Here is a 17,192-nt window from a genome sequence, read left to right as displayed (position 1 = left end):
AATAGTCAATTTTTTTTCAAACGTTAAAATTGACCATTGACAAACAAAGTGAATTCACTGCAAAGCAAATTGATAATAAATTGGCAAAAAGAGCAACAACAAATCGTCCTCAGAAGAGATTAACTTTTATAGATATTATAAAAGGGAATTTTCTCAACCGTGATGAGATCAAAATACATTACAAGTATTTTCTCCTGTTGTTTGTCTTAATGATGGCAATGATTTACAGCAATCACCTCGTCAACAAAAAGATTAAAATTGTCAATGCCTTAAAAGAAGAAACAGAAGAATATAAATCGCGAAACGCTTACGCACAAAGTAAGCTGATCAAAGTAAAAATGGAATCGCAATTGGGGAAAGAAGTAGCTAAAGATTCGTTAATGACCTTAGAAAATCATCCTCATAAACTGCTAATAAAACTGGATAGTACAGATGCAAAAGCAAAATGAATACGACAACAAACGTAAAAAAACGTTAAGGTGGGGCTACCTCTTCGCAGTGGTGGCTTTGTGCGTGTTTGTAATGTTTCTGGCAAGGATTATAATCCTCCAAAACACTAATGTCCAGGAAATTAAAGACGATTACATTAATAAAAACTATCGTGAAGCCACACTCAAGGCCGCCCGTGGGAATTTATTCGCTTCCGACGGCTCTATTTTGGCAACAACCGTAATGCGCTATGACATTTATCTTGATTTTAAAACATTGAAAGACACCGTTTACAGCAACAATATTGGTGCTTTGACGGATTCTTTAAGTAAAATGTTCGGGAAATCAAGAGGAGAATTCAGAAAGAAATTTGATGAGCAAAGAAAAAAGAAAAATCAATATTACGCTTTGGTTAAAGGGCTTGATTTTGATGAATACGACAGAATCAGAAAGTTCCCGATTTTTAAAAGAGGAAAAAATAAAGGTGGTTTTATTGTTGACAGAAATTATAAAAGAGAATTGGCAACCTCAGAAATCGGAGCCGGAACAATCGGAATCGATAATGGTGATCTTAAAGCCGGTCTGGAAGGCGCTTTTTCAAAATATTTAACCGGAACCGACGGAAAAAGATTAGAACAAAGAATTAATTCTTCTCAATGGAAGCCCATTGATTTCTGGAAGGTTCAGGAACCTATTGACGGCGAAGATGTTTATACTACTTTAGACCTTAGAATTCAGGACATTGCGCACTCGGCCTTAGAAAAGCAGCTCATTAATTTTGAAGCAAAACACGGAACCGTGATTGTGATGGAAGTTGAAACAGGGAAAGTTCGCGCAATGGTCAATTTAAGAAGAACTGAAGACGGAAATTATGAAGATTCTTACAATTATGCTTTAAAGGATAACATAGAACCCGGATCTACATTTAAAACCATTTCGCTTCTGGCGGCAATGGATGACGGTTTTATTGACGAAAATACAACCGTAAACGTAGGAAACGGAATCTGGACATATGCTAAACAAAGAATTTCAGACGGTCACGGAGGCGGAACATACGACATAAGTGATGTTTTAGCGAAGTCAAGTAACGTAGGAACAGCAAAATTAATTACGAAATATTATGCTGATAAACCCCAGATTTTCCTTGATCATTTAAGACGCTGGAAATTATTTGAAAAAATGGATCTCGAGCTTCCGGGAATTACAAAACCGAAAATCGTAACACCAGATAATAAAAGATGGAATGCCGCAACACTGGCTTCAATCGCGTACGGATATTCGTCAAACATCAATTTATTACAGTTAACAACCTTCTACAACGGCGTTGCGAATGGCGGGAAAATGCTTAAACCTCTGTTTATCGACAAAATAATGAAGGACGGAAAAGTGATATACAATGCAAAACCTGAAGTAATCGTCAACAAAATGGCTTCTGAAAAAGCAATTAAAATGATGACCAGCGCATTGACAAAAGCCGTAGAAAAAGGAACAGGGAAAAGTATTTTTACCCCCAATTTAAAAATGGCAGGAAAAACAGGAACCGCAAGATTTGAATATTGGCTGCCTGGCCCGATGAAATACCGCGCGTCATTCGCAGGCTTCTATCCTGCTGATAATCCGAAATATACCTGCTACGTGATGATCAGTGAGCCTAATACGGCAAAAGGATTTTACGGAGCCACAGTTTCTGCTCCGGTATTTAAAGAAATTGCAGGAAAAACTTTCCTGAAAACACCTCAAAATGTTGAAAAAGAAATGCTTGTAGACAAAAAGGTAAACCTTAATAAAATGGTGGAACCGAATGTGAAAATAGCAGTTAATAATAAGCAAATGCCTAATGTAGTCGGGCTCATCGGCAAAAATGTGATTCCGCAATTAGAAAATTTAGGGTACAGAATTGATTATAAAGGAGTTGGGCGAATCAAAGAACAGTTCCCGTCAGAAGGCACAATAATTAGCAAAAACCAGAGAATTTATTTGTCTCTGCAAAATTAAAAGAAAAAGTCCCGAAGGGACGATTTAAAATAGAATAGGATGATAATCCTATTTAATAAAAAAGGGAAAAATTAAGTGATAAAGAACCCAAAGGGTTCAATATGAATAGCCATAAGTAAAACTTATGGAATTATGAAATTCAAAAAAAGATAAATATAAAGCATCAAAGAAATGCAATTAATTGAATTATTAAATAGAATCCCAGTTTTAGAAATTCACGGTGACAACACCCGTGAAGTTTCCGAATTGGTGTTCGACAGCAGAAAGGTTACGGAAAACTCTTTGTATATCGCAATGAGAGGTACGGTTGTAGATGGGCATTCATTTATTGCATCTTCGATTGAAAAAGGAGCAAAAACAATCGTTTGTGAAGAATTTCCTGAAAATTTAGATGAAAATATTACCTATGTTAAAGTAAAAGATTCTTCTAAAACTTTAGGTCAGTTAGCTTCCAATTTCTACGGAAATCCTTCCGAAAAATTAAAATTAATCGGCGTTACAGGAACAAACGGAAAAACTTCTGTTTCTACGCTACTTTTTGATGTTTTTAAAAACTTAGGTTATGATTCTGCTTTACTTTCTACAGTAGAAATCAGAATCGGAGAGAAAGTAATTCCGGCGACACATACGACTCCGGATGTTATTACGATTAATAAAATTCTGGCTCAGGCTGTTGAAGAAGGTTGCGAATTTGCTTTCATGGAAGTAAGCTCACACGGTATTTCTCAAAACAGAATTGAAGGACTGCATTTCAAAATTGCAGGTTTCACCAATCTTACGCACGATCATTTAGATTATCATAAAACTTTTGATGAGTATTTAAAAACGAAGAAAAGATTTTTTGATGAGCTTCAGAATACAGCCATTGCCATTACTAATGTGGATGATAAAAACGGAAATGTCATGCTTCAAAATACAAAGGCTGTAAAAAAGTCTTATGCTCTGAAAACAATGGCAGATTTTCATGGAAAATTGCTGGAAGTTGATTTCAACGGAATGCTGCTGAACTTCAATGGAAAAGAATTCTGGACAACTTTAACAGGAAAATTCAATGTGTACAATTTATTGCTGGTTTTCGGAATTGCTTCTGAGCTTGGTTTTGAGCAAGATGAAATTTTACAGGCGATCAGCAGACTAAAAAGAGTTTCCGGAAGGTTTGAAACTTTCAAATCAGATGGCGGAATTTTCTTCATTGTAGATTATGCGCACACTCCAGATGCCTTGGAAAACATTCTGGACAGCATTAATGATATCAGAACAAAAAACGAAAGACTCATCACCGTTTTCGGTTGCGGAGGCGACAGAGATCATTCCAAAAGACCTGAAATGGGAAATATTGCCACCAAAAAATCAACGTTGGCGATCATCACTTCAGACAATCCGAGAACAGAAGATCCGGCATACATTATTAAAGAAATTGAAGCAGGTGTTGAACCTCAGAACTTCAGCAAATACACTTCAATTCCCGATAGAAAAGAAGCCATAAAAATGGCGATAAAATTTGCAGAACCTAAAGATATTGTACTCGTAGCCGGAAAAGGCCACGAAACCTATCAGGAGATTAATGGTGTGAAGCATCATTTTGACGATAAAGAAGTAATTAATGAGCTTTGGAAATTAATGAGTAAGTAAAAATTTATAATCGGTAATTGATAAATGGTAGTTGATTATCATTCATCAATAATCATTTATCATTTATAAAAAAATAGAAAATGTTATACTACTTATACGAATATTTAACCAACCATGGAATCCATTTACCCGGATTAGGAATGTTGAAATACATCTCTTTCCGCGCGGGAATGGCAGTCCTGCTGTCCCTTACCATAGCACTTGTGTACGGTAAAAGAATCATCAATTATCTGAGAGCAAAACAGATGGGTGAGCTGGTTCGTGATCTTGGGCTGGACGGTCAGAAACAAAAGGAAGGAACACCTACCATGGGTGGACTTATCATTATTTTGGCCACATTAATTCCCGTTCTGTTATTTACCCGGATTACCAACGTTTATATTGTCCTATTAATCGTTTCCGTGATCTGGATGGGTGCAATCGGCTTTGTGGATGATTATTTAAAGAAAGTTAAGAAAAATAAAGACGGCTTAAGCGGTAAATTTAAAATTGTAGGGCAAGTCGGATTAGGGCTAATTGTCGGAGTTACAATGTATTTCCACCCTGATATTACCGTTAAGAGAAAATATGCAGACGCAAAAGTTGTCAACAGAAATAATGTTGAGCAGAATTTTATGCCAACAGAAAAAATCACGGTTTCTACGGTTCCTTTTGCTAAAAATAATGAGTTCGATTATAGCGGAATGTTGTTTTGGATGAATGATAAAGATGCTCACGAATGGGCATGGATTGTCTTCATTCCAATCGTAATTTTCATTGTAACAGCCGTTTCAAACGGAGCCAATATCACAGATGGAATTGACGGCCTCGCAGCAGGCACAAGTACAGTCATACTGCTTGCTCTGGCGTTTTTCACCTACGTTTCCGGGAACATTATCTTTGCGGACTATCTCAACATCATGTTCCTCCCCAATATGGGCGAGACCACCATCTTTGTCGTCGCAATGGTGGGCGCAGTAATCGGTTTTTTCTGGTACAACACCTATCCTGCACAGGTTTTTATGGGCGACACCGGAAGCTTAATGTTGGGCGGAGTAATTGCCGTTTTAGCAATTATTTTAAGAAAAGAATTAATGATTCCTGTATTATGCGGAATCTTTTTAATAGAAAACATATCTGTAATGCTTCAGGTAGTTGTTTTCAAATACAGAAAAAGAAAATACGGGCTGGAATATGCCCAAAACAATAGATTGTTTAAAATGTCACCATTACATCACCATTATCAGAAAGAGGGTTTTCACGAAAGTAAAATCGTTAACAGAATGATAATCATAGGTGTTATGCTGGCAATTGTATGTCTTATCACATTGAAGATGAGATAGAAATCAGCTGTAAGTTGTAAGCGATAGGCATTAAGCTTAATGCTTCCAAATTACTGCATAAAGCGAAAAAAAATGAAAATAGTTGTTTTAGGAGGTGGAGAAAGCGGATGCGGCGCTGCTTATTTGGCTAAAAAGAAAAGTTTGGAAGTATTTCTTTCAGACAAGGGAGCCATTAAAGATAACTATAAGCAGTTTCTGACCGAAAATGAAATTGAATTTGAAGAAGGAAACCACGATGAAGAAAGGATTTTAAATGCAGACTGGGTTGTAAAAAGCCCCGGAATTCCCAAAAAAGCAGAGATTATCAATAAAATTCATTTGAAAGGAATCAGACTTTCTTCTGAAATTGAATTTGCTTCGGAATTTACCAATGCTAAGATCATTGCGATCACAGGAAGCAACGGAAAAACAACGACCACTTCTCTGATCTACTATATCCTGAAAAATGACGGATTAAATGTAGGCTTAGGCGGAAATATCGGTTACAGCTTTGCAAAACAGGTTGCCGATGAAAATTATGAATATTATGTTTTGGAGGTTAGCTCATTCCAATTAGATGATATTCAAAACTTTAGGCCATATATTTCTTTACTGTTGAATTTGTCACAGGATCATTTGGATCAGTACAATTACAACTATGAAGAATATGCAATGGCAAAATTCAGAATAGCTGAAAATCAGGAGAATGACAATTTTTTCATCTACAATAAAGATGACGAAATGAGCAAAAACATTCTCGAAAAGTTTGAAATAAAGGCGAAAATGATTCCTTTTTCAACAAAAGAAAATTTGCCAGAAGGAGGTTTTATAGATAATGATAAGCTTGTGGTGAAATTAAAAGATAAATTCTCAATGAAACTTGAAGAATTGTCTTTGCTGGGAAATCACAATGTTGCTAACAGCCTAGCCGCGTCAATAGCTGGTAAAATACTGGAAATCAACGACGAAAGCATTAGAAATTCGTTAATGACCTTCCAGGCAGTTGAACACAGATTGGAGTTTGTAACTGAAATTGATGGCGTAAAATACATCAACGACAGCAAGGCAACCAACGTAAATGCCACATACTACGCATTAGAAAGCATGAAAACTCCGACCGTTTGGATTGTCGGAGGACAGGATAAAGGAAACGATTACTCAGAAATTGAGGATCTCGTGAAAAAGAAAGTAAAAGCAATTGTATGCTTAGGAATTGATAATCAAAAAATTATAGACTTCTTTAAAGACAAGAAAGAGTTTATTTATGATACGTCAAGCATGCAGGAAGCCGTGAAAATATCAAAATCTTTGGCTAAAAATGGTGATACGGTTTTATTATCTCCATGCTGTGCCAGTTTTGATCTTTTTAAAAGCTATGAAGACCGAGGCCGTCAGTTTAAAGAACAGGTATTAAAAGCCAATGGCAATTAGCCAAAAGCCAACAGCAGAGCATATGAACGAACAAGATACAGACAGCAGATTTGAGTTTCTAAAGGGCGATAAAGTACTTTGGATGGTCATTCTTGTGATCTCCATTTTCTCGATTTTCCCTGTATATTCTGCAAGTTCGAATCTGGAATATATCGTAAATAACGGGACCACAACCGGTCACGTCATGAAACATATGTTTTTTGTGCTCCTTGGCCTTGCAATTATGAGAATCGTAGGAACCGTAAAATATGAATATATCGGAAAGCTAAGCAGTATTTTGCTGGGATTAATGGTTATTTTGCTGATTGTCACCATGTTTACAGGGCAAACTATTGACGGAGCGAGTGCTTCCCGATGGTTGAAAATCCCGGGAACACCGATCTCATTTCAACCGTCTTCGTTCGCTTTTTTGATGTTGATCATTTATCTGTGCAGATATTTAACCAAAAAAATTACCCGCGAAAGGCTTCCGATTGAGAACATTATGTACATTTTCGGACCTATTTTACTGGTTTTTGTATTGGTTGCAAAAGATAACGGTTCTACGGCATTGATGATTTTAATGGTTTCTGTGATTGTTTTAATTATCGGGCAATTACATTGGAAATATATTGCCGGGTTTATTTCCTCATCGTTTATCGCCATTGTTTTGTTTTTAATTATTGCTTTAAATACAAATTTAATCGGCGGAAACCGTGTTCACACCTGGATGAGCCGTATTGAGACTTTTACATCAAGCAAAGCAAAAAGCGCAGATGTAGATGATGAAAGCGTAAAAGCCAAAAATTACCAGGTCATGCAGGCAAAAGCAGCCATCGTTCACGGGGGAATTACCGGAATGGGACCAGGAAAAAGCGCTTTAAAGCAAATGCTTCCACAATCTGCATCCGATTTTATTTTTGCTGTAATTGTTGAGGAATACGGAGTGATCGGAGCCATTTTTCTGATCAGCATGTATTTAATTATGATGATCCGTATTGTAATGATAGCCAGCAAGATGCCCGCCTTTTTCGGCTCACTGCTCGTTCTCAGCCTCGGGGTTATGATTTTTATACAGCTCTCAGTCAATATAGCCGTTGCAATTAATTTAATTCCCGTAACGGGACAACCATTGCCATTGATAAGTTATGGAGGAACTTCAATGCTGGTTACCTATTTGCAATTGGGAATTATTTTAAATATCAGCTCAAGAATCCAGATTTATGATGAAGAAGGAATGGGCAAAAAACAAAGCGTTGCAGAAATAAACGACATCGCTTAAAAACAGAATAAAAATGGAAATAAGATTAATAAGATTTATTGATAACAAAAACACAGAAGATTTATCGGTTTATGATACCGACGAACAAATCATCAATTTTTTGAAATCTTATAATTTAGAATTTACCGAAATTATTGAACTTAATGATTCTATTTATAATGTTGGAGAAATCTCGATAAAACTAATTGAAGATAAAATTGAGATTTGGGTATCTGTTGATTTTATTGACTTAATTGAGAATCTACCCACAGCATAATATTGATAAAATGAGCAAAAAACTTAAAATACTATTATCAGGCGGCGGAACAGGAGGTCACATCTTCCCGGCCATCGCTATTGCAGACGAAATCAAAAAAAGATTTCCCGATGCAGAGTTTTTGTTCATCGGAGCCAACGGAAAAATGGAAATGGAAAAAGTTCCGCAGGCTGGTTATAAAATCGAAGGAATTGATATCGCAGGAATCGACAGAGGAAATATGCTCTCAAATTTAGGTCTGCCTTTCAAAATTCTGAAAAGCTTATCTAAATCTAAAAGAATCATTAAAAGCTTCGCTCCGGATTTTGCGGTAGGAACAGGTGGTTTTGCAAGCGGTCCGGCTTTATATGAAGCGAGTAAATTGGGAATTCCTATTTTTATTCAGGAGCAAAATGCACACGCAGGCGTAACGAATAAAATTTTAAGTAAAAAAGCAAAAGCGGTTTTTACAGCTTATCCAAAAGTGGAAGGTTTTCCAAGTGAAAAGATTAAATTTTTAGGAAATCCTATTCGTTCAGCTATTGTTTCAGGAATGCAGGAAACCTCTCGGGCAAAAGAAAAAATGGGCTTAAATAAAGATAAACTGACGATTTTGTCTGTCGGCGGCTCTTTAGGCTCAAGAACATTAAATAATGGCTGGAAAGAAAATCTTGAAAACCTTAAAGAAAAAGGTTATCAATTGATCTGGCAAACCGGAAAATTAGATTATAAAGAATTAAGCAACGAATCTCGAATTTCGGAACTCGGAGCTCAAATTCAATTAAAAGAATTTATCAAAGACATGGAAACTGCATATTCTGCAGCAGATGTGATTGTTTCAAGAGCAGGAGCGATTGCCATTTCAGAGTTAGCAGTTGCACAGAAGCCGGTTTTGTTGGTTCCTTTCCCTTTTGCAGCGGAAGATCATCAAACCAAAAATGCCATGAATCTGGTGGAAAAAAATGCAGCCAAAATGGTAAAAGACTCTGAAATGCAGGAAAAATTCTGGAATACATTGTCAGAAATCTGTGAAGATGAAAACCTGAGAAAAGAAATGTCCGAAAGCCTGAAATATTTTGCCAAACCAAATGCAGCAAAGGAAATTGTAGATGAGATTGTAGAAAAATTAAATATCAAATAACCACAACGTGAAAACAAAATTATTAACATCTCTTTTAATCTGCTTTTTTGCAACCCTCTTTACAGCCCAAACGCTTGTAAAGCCTGCGGATTATAAATTGTCCTCAACAGCAGTGCTATTAAAAGGCAAAGGCTATGATATTTTGGAACAAACTGAAACTTATATAAAATTAACCAATAAAAGCAAAGGTATTTTATACCTGGATTTGGATGCTTCAAAGAAATATATTCTTTTAAACGTAAATATTTCATTAAAAGATGGCGTAACGAGAGATAAAATTGATAACCTCCTTGAAGAAATCAACAAGCTTGGAATGATAAAAGCAGAATATATTGAAAACCAAAATTCAATAGGCTTCAGATATTATTTCTGGATAACGGGCGGTTTCACCAACGAAACATTAGAAGATGCGGTAGCAGAATTTTATTTATATCAGGGTGATGCCTATGCCTTAGATAAAGAAAATATGATCAGCTATCAAAAATAATATTAAGAAAATGAAATCCTTAGAAACATATCAGAATTTTTACTTCGTTGGAATCGGAGGTATCGGAATGAGTGCTTTAGCGCGTTATTTCCATGCTTCGGGCAAAAAAGTTTTGGGTTACGATAAAACCAACACCAAGCTTACTCAACATCTTATGAATGAAGGTATTGATATTGTTTTTGAAGATCTCATTGATGAAAAAATCACTTCTCTTGAAAAAGAAAAAACATTAATAATTTATACTCCTGCGATTAAAAAATTGGGGATTTTGGATTATTTTAATGAAACTCAATTTGAAGTGTTGAAACGGGCAAAAGTTTTAGGCCTAATTACAGAAAATACAGATTGTATTGCCGTTGCAGGAACTCACGGAAAGACAACGACCTCTACATTGGTTTCACATTTGTGCAAAGAAGCAGATTTACCTTTCTCATGTTTTTTAGGGGGAATTTCTGAGAATTTTAAATCTAATTTCCTATATAACGGTTCGCAATATTCTGTGGTTGAAGCCGATGAATATGACCGAAGCTTCCTCAATCTTTCCCCGGATTGGGCGGTGATAACTTCCACAGATGCAGATCATTTGGATATTTATGGAGATAAAAATACAATCGAAGAAGGTTTCAGACAATTTGCAGCCTTAGTTCCGGATGACAAACAGCTTTTTGTAAGAAAAGGAATCGAAATCGGAAGACCTCATCTGACCTATGCAGTAAATGAAGTCGCTGATTATTACTCGGATAACCTTCGAATGGATCATGATAAAATTTATTTTGATTTTCATACTCCGGCTGAAACGATAAAAGATTTTGTCTGGGATATTCCGGGAATTCACAATGTTGAAAACGCGACCGTTGCGTTGGCAATTCTAAGCAATTTAGGCGTTGATTTCGAGACTTTAAAGAAAGCGATTGCCAATTTTAAAGGAATTAAAAGAAGGTATACCAAACACAGATATCAAAACGGTAAAATTTACATTGACGATTATGCACATCATCCGACAGAAATTAATGCTGTTGTAAGCTCGATCAGAACTTTTTATCCTGATAAGAAATTGCTGGTCGTTTTCCAGCCGCATCTGTTTAGCAGAACAAGAGATTTTGCAGACGATTTTGGAGAAAGTTTAAGCGATGCCGAAGAATTGATCTTGCTGGACATCTATCCCGCAAGAGAACTTCAGGAAAATTTTGAAGGAATAACTTCAGACTGGTTACTGGAAAAAGTGAATTTAGATAAAAAAGAAGTGTCTGCTTTAAATGATGCTTTCAATAAAATAAAAGAAAAAGATTTTGACATCCTTCTCACGGTAGGCGCAGGAAATATTGATACGTTGTATGATCCTATTTGTGAATGGTTGAGTAAAAATTAAAATAATAAGTTTAAAACTCGAAACAGAAAACCCGGAACTCGAAACCCAATTATGAAAAATAAATACAGAATATTAAAAATTGCTATCACAGTAATCCTTCTTGGATTCCTGCTGAGTTTCTCCTTGAAGAAATTCGGAGGTCAGAAGATTACGGATAATAAGATTTCTGTAAAAATGAATGAAAAAACTCCGGTTTATTTCATTGATGAAAAAGATATTAGAGAAATTGTAAAAAAAGAAAATCCGTCCGGGAAAGTCGGTGATCTGAATATTCCTGCTTTGGAAAAGAAAATCAACTCACTTCCGGCTGTTGACAGCGCCAATGTTTATTTAAACTTAAATGGAAAACTCAATTTAGATATCAAACAGCGAGTTCCTGTTTTCAGATTAAACAAAGACGGAAAAGATTTTTATGTGGATGAAAAAGGTGTTGAATTTCCGATTTCAAGAACATACTCACATCCTTGTATGCTCGTGACAGGAAATGTGAAAAGAGATGAATATGAAAAGCTCGCAGAATTGGTTGAGAAAATCGATAAAGATGATTTCAGCAAAAAATATTTCATCGGAATCTCAAAAGACAATAATGGCGATTACAATCTTCTGACAAGCGAAGGAAATTATAAAGTAGAATTGGGCGATTTAGATAATATAGATTTAAAAGTAAAAGGCTTCAAAGCTTTTGTGGAAAAATATCTTGTCTATCAGGATCCTCAAAAATACAACATGGTTTCAATAAAATACCAGAACCAGATTGTAACAACTTTAAATCCTTATTTTAAAGAAAACGACAGTATTTTAAAGGTAGGAAGTCAGGAATTAGCTAAAGTGCCACCTCCGACACCTGTTAAGAAAACCGAAGCTAAGCTGAAAATAGCCGAAGTAAAAAAAACAACTAGAAAGCAGGGTTCCACTTCATCAAAACCGAAGGAAAGCAAAAAACCAAAAACGACGGCCAAACCCAAAGACACAAAGAAAAAAACAGAGAAACCAACGGTCACAAAGCCGAAAACGAAAGCAAAAGTTAAGATAGAATAAAGAAGAGTCCCAAAGGGATGATAAAAAAAGAAAAAATCAAATCGGTATAAAAATGGATAATCAAGAGTATTCAGTAGGTCTGGACATCGGGACAACAAAAATTGTTGCGATTGTCGGAAGGAGGAATGCACACGGGAAAATAGAAGTTCTCGGTGTAGGAAAGGCGAAAAGTCTTGGGGTTCACAAAGGTATTGTGAATAATATCTCACAAACCATTAATTCAATCAAAGCTGCTGTGTCTGAGGCACAGTCAAGCGCAGGAGTTCCTATCCGTAAAGTAACGGTTGGGATTGCAGGAAAACACATCCGTTCTTTGCAGCACTCCGATTATATTATGCGTGAGCACCCCGATAAATTCATCACAGATGACGACATTGAAGCGTTAAAAGATCAGGTAAAGAAACTGGTCATGCTTCCTGGAGAAGAAATTATTCACGTTCTGCCACAGGAATATAAAGTGGATTCAGAGGGTGAAATTCAGGAACCTGTAGGGATGCATGGAAAACGTCTGGAAGCTAATTTCCATGTGGTTGTAGGACAAATGGGAAGCATCCGAAACATCGCAAGATGTGTTCGTGAAGCAGGTCTTGAAATGGAAGCCCTTACATTAGAACCTTTGGCATCATCTGAAGCAGTATTAACAAAAGAAGAAAAAGAAGCCGGAGTTGCTATTGTAGACATCGGTGGCGGTACTACAGATATCGCCATCTTTAAAGATAATATCATCCGTCATACCTGCGTCATCCCTTACGGAGGCGGGATTATTACGGAAGACATCAAAGAAGGCTGTTCAATCATCGAGAAACACGCAGAACAATTGAAGGTAAAATTCGGTTCTGCTGTTCCTGAGCTTGAAAAAGACAGCACGTACGTTACCATTCCCGGACTTCACGGAAGGCCGGATAAGGAAATTTCATTAAAAACTTTAGCACAGATCATCAATGCAAGAGTGGAGGAAATCCTGGAAATGGTAAACACAGAATTAAAAGCCTACGGCGCCTTCGAACAAAAGAAAAAACTGATTGCAGGCATTGTTTTGACGGGTGGCGGATCAAATTTGAAGCACCTTCGTCAATTGGCCAATTATACAACAGGTTTTGATAGTAGAATTGGTTTCGCAAATGAGTATATTGCTAATGATAAGAATCAATATCTGAAAGGCCCTGAATTTGCAACTTCCATCGGATTATTAATGGAAAGTTTAAAAATAAGGGATAAAAAGCTTACTATTGTTGAAGAAGAGCCTGCTCAGGAAAAACCTCAGCCGGAACCTGTAAAAACAAATGCAGATCCTGTTGAGCCGGTTCAGCCAATCCAACAAACGATGGCCATGCAACAGCAGGAAGTTATCCAGGATCATCAGAATAAAAAAGCGGCAAGATTAACATTCGGTCAGTCGCTGATGGAAAAAGTAAAAAAATTCTTTGAAGAAGTAGAGTAAAATATAAATGGTAGATGGTAAGAGATAAATGATTTATCAATTATCGTTAATCAATTATCAATTATTAAAAATATAGTTATGGAAAATATAGGTACACAAGGATTTTCATTTGATTTGCCAAAAGGAAATTCATCGATCATAAAAGTAATCGGTGTAGGCGGCGGCGGAAACAACGCCCTGAAGCACATGTACGAAAAAGGGATTCACGGGGTAGATTTTGTCATTTGTAATACCGATGCCCAGACGTTAGATAATAACCCGGTTGCCAATAAAGTTCAGTTGGGAACAACTATTACAGAAGGTCTCGGCGCGGGTGCAGATCCTGAAGTGGGTGAAAAATCAGCTATCGAAAGCATCGAAGACATCAAAGCTGCGATGGGACAAAACACCAAAATGGTTTTCATTACTGCCGGAATGGGCGGTGGAACCGGAACGGGTGCTGCTCCTGTAATTGCTAAAGTGGCAAAGGACATGGGAATTCTGACGGTGGGTATCGTAACCGTTCCTTTCAGTTTTGAGGGTAAAAGAAGATTAGAACAAGCCGAAAACGGTCTTGATAAACTAAGAAATAACGTTGATTCATTAATTGTAATCAATAATGATAAACTAAGACAGCAATTCGGGAACCTTGGATTCAAGCAGGGATTCTCAAAAGCCGATGAAGTTTTAACCAACGCCGCGAAAGGTATGGCGGAAGTTATTACGGGTTATTTTGATGTAAACATTGACTTTAGAGATGCTAAATCTGTGCTTCAGAATTCAGGAACGGCGTTGATGTCTACCGGAAGTGCTTCAGGTGAAAATAAAGCCGAAGAAGCGGTAAGAAAAGCCCTTGATTCCCCGTTATTGAATGATAACAAAATCACAGGCGCTAAAAACGTTCTCTTGTTGATCAGAAGCGGCGCAGAAGAGGTAACGATGGACGAGATCGGTATCATTATGGATCATATCCAGAAAGAAGCGGGACACACTGCCGATATTATTTTCGGGGTGGGTGCTGATGAAGAATTAGGGGATGCAGTAAGCGTTCTTGTTATCGCTACAGGTTTTTCTAACGATGATAAAAAATTTGCAGGTCCGACAGAAAAGATTAAAATCAGCTTAAATGACAGTTTTGATGTTCCAAAAGAATCCCCTTTTAAAACAAGGGAGGAAAGAGAAACTGCTCCTGGGCAAGACTATAATTTCGGCAGCAAAAACCTTTTCAGATTAGACGATGAAGACCACGACACGCCACAGTTTGGTGCGACGTCTATTGAAAAAAAAATGACTATTGAGCACGAAGAAATAAAAACCGAAATAAAATTCTCTGACAGAGAGGAAGATACATATACTCAAAGCTGGAGAAATGAAGAAGTGCAGGAAGAAGAATCCTACAGCTTATTCTCTTATGAAGGGGAAGAAGGTGAAGATCCGAATGATCTGGAAATTCAGTCTTTTTCTTTTGATGTTGAAGGAAAAAGAGAAGAACCTAAAACAGAACCTTCAAGTTCTTTTTCTGAAGCAAAGCCTGTTGAGTTCAGTTTCTTCGTAAACGAGCCTGTTAATGAGCCTAAAGCGGATTTCGGACAGCCAAAAACAGACTTTCAGACCCCAACAAACGTTGTTGTTGAACAGCCCGTACAAAAAGTTGAAAATTTCTTCCCTCCAAAAGAAGAAGTAAAACCTGCTTTTGAAAACAAAACAGAAATCGAAGCTCCAAAAGCTGATGAATCAGAATTCACTTTTGTGAATAAAGCGGTAGATCAGGAAAGAGTAATCGAAAGAAGAAATAAATTAAAAGAATTCAATTCACGCTATCAGAATTTTGACAGCACGAGTGAATTCGAATCTGTTCCTGCCTTCAAGAGAAAAAATATTTCTATTGACGGAACCAATGCTTCAGACCAGAATATCAACACCTATTTGTCTGAAAACAACGGTTCTATGCAGGTAAGAGAAAACAGATTTTTAAATAAAGATGTAGATTAATTGCGATAAGCAATAAGCAGTAAGCTTTAGGCTCATTAATTCGGGTGTCAATGCTTACAGCTTATTGCCTAAAGCTTAAAGCCAAAGCCATGAGTTTAGAAAATACAATAAGCGAAGCTATAAAAACAGCCATGAGAGCAAAAGACAAAGTTGCTTTGGATTCCCTCCGTGCTGTAAAATCTCAAATATTATTGCTGAAAACGGAGGCCAGAGGCGCCGAAGTTTCTCCCGAACAGGAAATTGCGATCGTTCAGAGAATGATCAAGCAGCGTAAAGATTCTTACGAGCAGTTTTCCGCGCAGGGAAGAAATGATTTAGCAGAAGTGGAAGAAGCTCAGATGAAAATCATTGAGCAGTTCTTACCAAAACAGCTTTCTTCAGAAGAGCTGGAAGCTGAAATGAAGAAGATTATCGCAGATACCGGCGCCGAATCTATGAAAGATTTAGGAAAGGTAATGGGAGTAGCTTCAAAAGCATTTGCAGGAAAGTCAGACGGAAAAAGTATTTCCGAGATGGCGAAAAAGCTGCTTTCGTAAAGTCAGGGTTTCGGGTTTTGAGCTTTTTTCGAATGTTCTAAACTCGTGTCATGCATCCCGAACCACAACAAGGATATTCAACCTTTGCATATCGATTTGATTAAAGAAGTCCGGAACTGCAACAGTTCCGGACTTCATTTTTTATTCTAAGAATATTTACAACTCAATTCGTACAGAATCGACCTGCTATTTTTCTTGAGGGAAAGGAAATCAATGTTTTTTCATGGTTTTGTTTTTCAGAATCATTTCAAATTTAACAATAATTTTGATTTATTCATAACTTTATTTTATATTTTTTTGAATATTATTAAATTATTAATACTCAGTTAATTTTGTTTACCAAATCGAGTGATAGTTTTTATATATTGAACAAAAGTAAAGAATTGCTTAACTTTGCCTAGACTTAAAAACAAAAATATGTATCCAACAGATTTAGTAATGCCTATGAAGGCTGAGCTTACAGATAAAGGCTTCGAAGACCTGTCAACACCAACACAGGTAGAAGAAGCTTTAAAACAATCAGGAACCACTCTTTTGGTAATCAATTCCGTATGCGGATGTGCTGCAGGAGCTGCAAGACCGGGAGTATTATATTCTTTGACAGGAGATAAAAAGCCTGATCATTTAACGACTGTTTTTGCAGGTTTTGATACAGAAGCCGTTGCTGAAGCAAGAAAACATTTGGCTCCATTCCCTCCAAGCTCACCTTGCGTGGCACTTTTCAAAGACGGAGAATTGGTTCATATGCTTGAAAGACACCACATTGAAGGAAATCCTGCTGGCGCAATCGCTGCAAATCTTCAGGCTGCTTACGATGAGTATTGTTAAGAAACAATAGATCAAAATACTAAACCGTTACAAATTTGTAGCGGTTTTTTTATTAAAAATAATGGAAGCTATATAATTTTTTTGGAGCAATTTCCCG

The 17,192-nt window shown here is 36.8% G+C and carries 15 protein-coding genes; all 15 read left to right on the top strand.

Features of this window, described 5'->3' with window-relative positions; genetic code table 11:
- The first annotated feature begins 80 nt into the window (after positions 1-80).
- The 15 genes from BLT04_RS08125 to BLT04_RS08055 all read left to right on the top strand — a co-directional run bounded on the left by BLT04_RS08125 (position 81) and on the right by BLT04_RS08055 (position 17,095).
- A complete protein-coding gene (locus BLT04_RS08125; RefSeq protein WP_089755561.1) occupies positions 81-449 on the top strand; it encodes an FtsL-like putative cell division protein in 369 nt (122 codons plus the stop codon).
- The gene (locus BLT04_RS08120) at positions 433-2,424 is read left to right on the top strand and encodes a penicillin-binding transpeptidase domain-containing protein (protein ID WP_089755280.1); all 1,992 of its coding nucleotides are present in this window, start codon (positions 433-435) and stop codon (positions 2,422-2,424) included. The genes BLT04_RS08125 and BLT04_RS08120 overlap by 17 nt, the downstream gene beginning before the upstream one ends.
- A gap of 171 nt (positions 2,425-2,595) precedes the next feature.
- Positions 2,596-4,056 carry a UDP-N-acetylmuramoyl-L-alanyl-D-glutamate--2,6-diaminopimelate ligase gene (locus tag BLT04_RS08115; RefSeq protein ID WP_089755279.1) on the top strand — a complete coding sequence of 487 codons (1,461 nt, stop codon included), beginning with the start codon at positions 2,596-2,598 and terminating at the stop codon, positions 4,054-4,056.
- An 80-nt stretch (positions 4,057-4,136) separates the two neighbouring features.
- Positions 4,137-5,378 (top strand): phospho-N-acetylmuramoyl-pentapeptide-transferase, encoded by a 1,242-nt coding sequence (gene mraY / locus BLT04_RS08110; RefSeq protein WP_089755278.1) that lies wholly within the window; start codon positions 4,137-4,139, stop codon positions 5,376-5,378.
- 72 nt (positions 5,379-5,450) lie between these two features.
- Positions 5,451-6,788, top strand: a complete 1,338-nt coding sequence (gene murD / locus BLT04_RS08105; protein WP_089755277.1) for a UDP-N-acetylmuramoyl-L-alanine--D-glutamate ligase — start codon at positions 5,451-5,453, stop codon at positions 6,786-6,788.
- A 22-nt stretch (positions 6,789-6,810) separates the two neighbouring features.
- Positions 6,811-8,049 carry an FtsW/RodA/SpoVE family cell cycle protein gene (locus BLT04_RS08100; RefSeq protein ID WP_089755560.1) on the top strand — a complete coding sequence of 413 codons (1,239 nt, stop codon included), beginning with the start codon at positions 6,811-6,813 and terminating at the stop codon, positions 8,047-8,049.
- A 13-nt stretch (positions 8,050-8,062) separates the two neighbouring features.
- Positions 8,063-8,305 (top strand): hypothetical protein, encoded by a 243-nt coding sequence (locus BLT04_RS08095; protein WP_089755276.1) that lies wholly within the window; start codon positions 8,063-8,065, stop codon positions 8,303-8,305.
- A 10-nt stretch (positions 8,306-8,315) separates the two neighbouring features.
- Complete coding sequence (gene murG, locus BLT04_RS08090; RefSeq protein ID WP_089755275.1) at positions 8,316-9,425, top strand: undecaprenyldiphospho-muramoylpentapeptide beta-N-acetylglucosaminyltransferase; 1,110 nt, start codon at positions 8,316-8,318, stop codon at positions 9,423-9,425.
- Positions 9,426-9,432: 7 nt separating this feature from the next.
- Positions 9,433-9,912, top strand: a complete 480-nt coding sequence (locus BLT04_RS08085; RefSeq protein WP_089755274.1) for a hypothetical protein — start codon at positions 9,433-9,435, stop codon at positions 9,910-9,912.
- A gap of 10 nt (positions 9,913-9,922) precedes the next feature.
- Positions 9,923-11,281, top strand: coding sequence for a UDP-N-acetylmuramate--L-alanine ligase (murC, locus tag BLT04_RS08080; protein ID WP_089755273.1), 1,359 nt, complete (start codon positions 9,923-9,925; stop codon positions 11,279-11,281).
- 51 nt (positions 11,282-11,332) lie between these two features.
- A complete protein-coding gene (locus tag BLT04_RS08075; protein WP_089755272.1) occupies positions 11,333-12,319 on the top strand; it encodes a cell division protein FtsQ/DivIB in 987 nt (328 codons plus the stop codon).
- A 52-nt stretch (positions 12,320-12,371) separates the two neighbouring features.
- Positions 12,372-13,760, top strand: coding sequence for a cell division protein FtsA (gene ftsA / locus BLT04_RS08070; RefSeq protein ID WP_089755271.1), 1,389 nt, complete (start codon positions 12,372-12,374; stop codon positions 13,758-13,760).
- Positions 13,761-13,838: 78 nt separating this feature from the next.
- On the top strand, positions 13,839-15,731 hold the full coding sequence (gene ftsZ / locus BLT04_RS08065) for a cell division protein FtsZ (protein WP_089755270.1): 1,893 nt from the start codon (positions 13,839-13,841) through the stop codon (positions 15,729-15,731).
- An 89-nt stretch (positions 15,732-15,820) separates the two neighbouring features.
- Positions 15,821-16,267: a GatB/YqeY domain-containing protein gene (locus tag BLT04_RS08060; protein ID WP_089755269.1), complete on the top strand. Its 447-nt coding sequence runs from the start codon at positions 15,821-15,823 to the stop codon at positions 16,265-16,267.
- A 417-nt stretch (positions 16,268-16,684) separates the two neighbouring features.
- A complete protein-coding gene (locus BLT04_RS08055; protein ID WP_089755268.1) occupies positions 16,685-17,095 on the top strand; it encodes a BrxA/BrxB family bacilliredoxin in 411 nt (136 codons plus the stop codon).
- Positions 17,096-17,192 lie beyond the last annotated feature (97 nt).

It is taken from the genome of Chryseobacterium soldanellicola (assembly GCF_900100115.1).
In the GTDB taxonomy this organism is placed as follows: domain Bacteria; phylum Bacteroidota; class Bacteroidia; order Flavobacteriales; family Weeksellaceae; genus Chryseobacterium; species Chryseobacterium soldanellicola.
The sequence above is the reverse complement of the archived record's forward strand: the minus strand, read 5'-3'. Positions and strand labels throughout refer to the sequence as shown.

Excerpts from the sequence above, each read along its gene's own strand:
- ftsA (WP_089755271.1), top strand. The coding sequence starts at position 12,372 with ATGGATAATCAAGAGTATTCAGTAGGTCTGGACATCGGGACAACAAAA.
- BLT04_RS08075 (WP_089755272.1), top strand. The coding sequence starts at position 11,333 with ATGAAAAATAAATACAGAATATTAAAAATTGCTATCACAGTAATCCTT.
- BLT04_RS08100 (WP_089755560.1), top strand. The coding sequence starts at position 6,811 with ATGAACGAACAAGATACAGACAGCAGATTTGAGTTTCTAAAGGGCGAT.
- BLT04_RS08095 (WP_089755276.1), top strand. The coding sequence starts at position 8,063 with ATGGAAATAAGATTAATAAGATTTATTGATAACAAAAACACAGAAGAT.
- mraY (WP_089755278.1), top strand. The coding sequence starts at position 4,137 with ATGTTATACTACTTATACGAATATTTAACCAACCATGGAATCCATTTA.
- BLT04_RS08055 (WP_089755268.1), top strand. The coding sequence starts at position 16,685 with ATGTATCCAACAGATTTAGTAATGCCTATGAAGGCTGAGCTTACAGAT.
- murG (WP_089755275.1), top strand. The coding sequence starts at position 8,316 with ATGAGCAAAAAACTTAAAATACTATTATCAGGCGGCGGAACAGGAGGT.
- murD (WP_089755277.1), top strand. The coding sequence starts at position 5,451 with ATGAAAATAGTTGTTTTAGGAGGTGGAGAAAGCGGATGCGGCGCTGCT.
- BLT04_RS08120 (WP_089755280.1), top strand. The coding sequence starts at position 433 with ATGCAAAAGCAAAATGAATACGACAACAAACGTAAAAAAACGTTAAGG.
- BLT04_RS08115 (WP_089755279.1), top strand. The coding sequence starts at position 2,596 with ATGCAATTAATTGAATTATTAAATAGAATCCCAGTTTTAGAAATTCAC.
- murC (WP_089755273.1), top strand. The coding sequence starts at position 9,923 with ATGAAATCCTTAGAAACATATCAGAATTTTTACTTCGTTGGAATCGGA.
- BLT04_RS08060 (WP_089755269.1), top strand. The coding sequence starts at position 15,821 with ATGAGTTTAGAAAATACAATAAGCGAAGCTATAAAAACAGCCATGAGA.
- ftsZ (WP_089755270.1), top strand. The coding sequence starts at position 13,839 with ATGGAAAATATAGGTACACAAGGATTTTCATTTGATTTGCCAAAAGGA.